This is a genomic window from Deltaproteobacteria bacterium, from assembly GCA_019309545.1.
Lineage (GTDB): Bacteria > Desulfobacterota > Desulfobaccia > Desulfobaccales > Desulfobaccaceae > Desulfobacca_B.
Window position 1 is genome coordinate 1 of the sequence record JAFDGA010000093.1, and the last position, 3,639, is coordinate 3,639.

General features: G+C 53.7%; 3 protein-coding genes. All 3 read right to left on the reverse strand.

The features are described from left to right. The coding region (locus JRG72_11910; GenBank protein MBW2135906.1) for a hypothetical protein at positions 1-391 on the reverse strand (391 nt) is incomplete at its 3' end. Next, positions 366-1,385, reverse strand: a complete 1,020-nt coding sequence (gene cas6 / locus JRG72_11915; protein MBW2135907.1) for a CRISPR system precrRNA processing endoribonuclease RAMP protein Cas6 — start codon at positions 1,383-1,385, stop codon at positions 366-368. The genes cas6 and JRG72_11910, both read right to left, overlap by 26 nt. 428 nt (positions 1,386-1,813) lie before the next feature. Further along, entirely contained in the window at positions 1,814-3,502 is a 1,689-nt protein-coding gene (locus JRG72_11920) for a transposase (protein MBW2135908.1), read from the reverse strand. Positions 3,503-3,639: the final 137 nt, after the last annotated feature.

The following is a 3,639-nucleotide window of genomic DNA, read 5'->3' on the forward strand; positions in this document are numbered from 1 at the left end:
CCAGCCGCGGCAGGCGGCTGAAAGGATTTTGGCAGGACCAGATATTTTTACCTCTGGGGTCTCTCGTGGCGCCGCTATAGGTGGAGGCCGCCAATTGATCCAGCCAGGGAGACAGAAAAACCCAGGCAGGGACTTGTAGGGAATCGCCGTCATTTCTTAGGCCGTGCCAATCCAGTAAAAATTGTCCCACCCTTTCCAGCCCGATCGTATTGGCATGGTGAAACAAGGCATACAACCCCGCAGTGGTCTTCCCGCCCCCGGTGTGCAGGAAAAAGCCTGCCGGCGCATGTATTCTGCCTCCCAGGAAAAACGGCTTGGCCAGATCGTGGTGCCGCATGCCGTCAATAAAGCCGCCGAGGGAATCATCAAAACGGTTTGGTGTTGTACTCATCTAATCCTCCTGAACTTCGGTCTGGGCCGACAGCGCCGCTGGTCTCGGTCAGCCGATAACGGCCCAGACCGAAGGTCGTGCCCTGGCCTATATTGACCTGCGCTCCGAGACGCAAATACGGTAAAAATGGTGTCAATTCCCCGCTGAAGGTGATGCTGCCTTTAAGGCCTCCCAACTTCATGAGTTTCCGCTGCCGGCTGGAATAGCGTTGCCAATCATGCCACGACAACCTGCTTTCTTTGAGGCTCACGGCCTCGGCTGGCGCAGACAGGTAGGAAAGGTCCGGTTCCTGGTCGCGGTTGCCATAGAAGGCGGCCAGAAGGGTCAGGCGCTGCCGCAGGCGCTCCCAGAGGATGGGAAAGGTCAAGTGGGTTAACAGGTCGCCCCTTTCTTTGAGCCGCAAGGGCGTAAGAAATTCAAGGGTCACAGTGCTTATGTGCTTTGCACCGGGGCACACCTCGGGTCCCAGCTCAGCTTCCCAAGCATATAAGGTTCGCGTCGGCCCCTCATAGACCAGCTGGATTTTCCCGTTCCTGAACTGGTTCACTTCCAGCAGGGAAAAACGTCCTCGTTCCCGCCCCAGGCCGCGCCTTCCCTGGTCGTAAAAAAGCTGAATAAAATACGGCAGGGCCTCGATGGCCGGGCCCAGGAGCACCAGTTCGAAATCAAGGGTATCGCCGGGGTGGAAGGCCTGGTGGGTAGTGAGGGGCGGGTTGAGAATATAAGGGCGGGGGGCTTGGCGGAATTTGGCCGCGTCAGCATAGCCGGGGGGCGGCGGCGGGTCAAAGAGGGCGAGATAAAGACATTTTTCCCGAAAGAGGCAAGATTGGCAGTCTGAATTCCGGGCCATACACACCAGACGCCTGAGGGCGGCGCCGAAGACTCCGCGAAACAGCGCTCCCTTATAAGGCGGCAAGACCATGAGGGTCTGCACCTGCAAGTGAAAACGGAAGCGGGCGTAATGCAGAAAAGGGATAATCTTATTATTGTGCATATCTCAACTTTATAGATTTATTATCATAAGCTAATCATACAAATTTTGTAATCCTTCTTTGCGAAAAGGGATACCAACCGTTGCTCCTGGGTCTCGCAATTTCTCCATCACGTAGATAGAGACAAATGGGGATCCTAAAGAGTTTGCGTAGTTTGATGGCATTGTTGGTCAAATACTCTTGGAACCACATGATATCATAACCCTGCATTGGAAAAAAATCTTTTCCAGCTTTTTTACAAGATACCCCCTGGCTTCCATATTCAGGCCGCACTTCGGCCTTTACCCAACAAGCTAGCACCGCTTTAGTGAACTATTGTTCCCAGGTTCAGTTTCCCCTTTTTTGCCCTCTCCCGAGAAAATTTACAATATTTCTAACTTTGATGGTCCTGTAAAAACCTAAGATCGCCAAATCAGCGATCCTGAAAGGGTTAAGCAGGGAGAGCATAGCGATAAGGAGGCCAAGAACCTTTTAAGCCGCCGGGATGCCTCAGATGCCTCAAAATAGAGGCAAAACAGGTGGGCGACGATAATCCCTGCCCCATGGCCAGGGCCTTTTTGGCCTTTTCCAAGGCATACCGGATGAATCTTTTGATATTGATGGCCAAGGCTTTGAAAAATACCGACATGCGGACGCGTTTTTTGCCGCGGGTCCAGACACGCTTTAAACCAGTGAGGCGATTTGCTTCGGAGATGGTGGCCTCGATACCGGAGCGGATTTTGTAACGCTCTTTGAAATGAGCCGTTTCCTGCTGCTCTCGCCGTCTGGAAGTGGCCCAGTCGGCAAGCGCATACACCAGACGGTAGTTGCCCTGGTAACGTTTCACCCGGCAGACCGACAGGAATCGGCACCGGGAGCAAGAGGCGTGGGAAAAGATCGCCACAACCTGGCCGTCCCCGGTCACCTCGCTGGTTAACGGGATCTGGTCGGTGATACAGGCGAGAACCTGCCGGCCATCGGCAGTAACCGCAAAGTCACTGAGCTGCATTTTTTCCAGGTCCGGCGGGCTCCCTGAGGTAAGGGGCGCCACCAGGTCCACTTCCCGCGCTTGGGCCTCCAGGATATTGGCGCCGCTGCCATAACCCGCGTCAGCGAACAACTCGGTGGGTTTATGTCCCGATTCGTCCAGCCGGTCCAGCACGGCGACAACATCTTGCTGATCACTGGCCGAGGCGGCGTCCACGGCGACATCGGTGATTACCTGGAAGGGATTTTCCGGTGCACAGGTCTCGGTGAGGGAGGCCTTATAGCCTTTCCCCTTACGGCCATACGTGGCATCGGGATCGGCCGGGCTTTGCAGGGAATCGGCGGGAATCTCCTTGGGATCTTTTAGGGTTACCGGTTCAGGAGCATCTTCGTTGATCTGGCACTGCTCCCGCAACAGACGCTCCATAAGCCGGTAAGCTTTCAGATGGCTGATCTCGGCCTGACCGCGAAAGCGCCCCACCAAGTCGAACAGGTGCCGGGCGCATTGGACCAGACGGCGCCGGGCCTGGGATGACTTGACGTCAGCAAAATAACCGGAGCGTTGCAGATAAACCTGGTCATAGACTTGGGGAAGTTTTTGATAGAGCTTGGGATACCGTTTTTTCAGCCGTTTCAGAAACCCTTCGATGACCCGGATAAAAAGCCCCAGGCGGGTCAGATGGGACATATGAGAAAGAATATGGGTGGAGTCCAGGCGCTGCTTCTCGGTGCTCAGTCCGGCGGCGGCAATCAGATCATCGGTCAGACCTTGAAAAATCTGGCGGGCTTGCTCGTTGGTGGTCACCAACACCCGGAAGTTATGCAGGGTCTTCTGGCAGATATGCGCCTCAGAGACAGTGATATCAAAAGCATACTGCCAACGCAGATCAAATTCTAACGAGCCCAGGACCTCCTGGTCAGTCAGGTTGTACAGTTCTTTTAAAATGCACAACCCGGTCAAAATGGCCACCGGCACATTCGGTCTGCCATTATCCTGGCAATAGAAGGGACGGAAAGGCTCCTCCTGGATCATCGGCAGCACTGTCTTCCGAAAGGGACCGGCCCAGGATTTCTCCAAGGCCTGCTGCCGATCCTCCGGGAGGTAAACGTCATGATCCAGTATCGTCTTTTGCTTCCTTTTGGGTCTGAACAAAGGCTGATCTCCGATAGGATCTATTTATTGTAATTTCATATAGTTATTATATATTACCCCAAAAGATTGTCAAGATAAAAATGCCACTATTATTAATATAATTGATAGGTTAACTCTATAATGAGGTTTTTACGAAC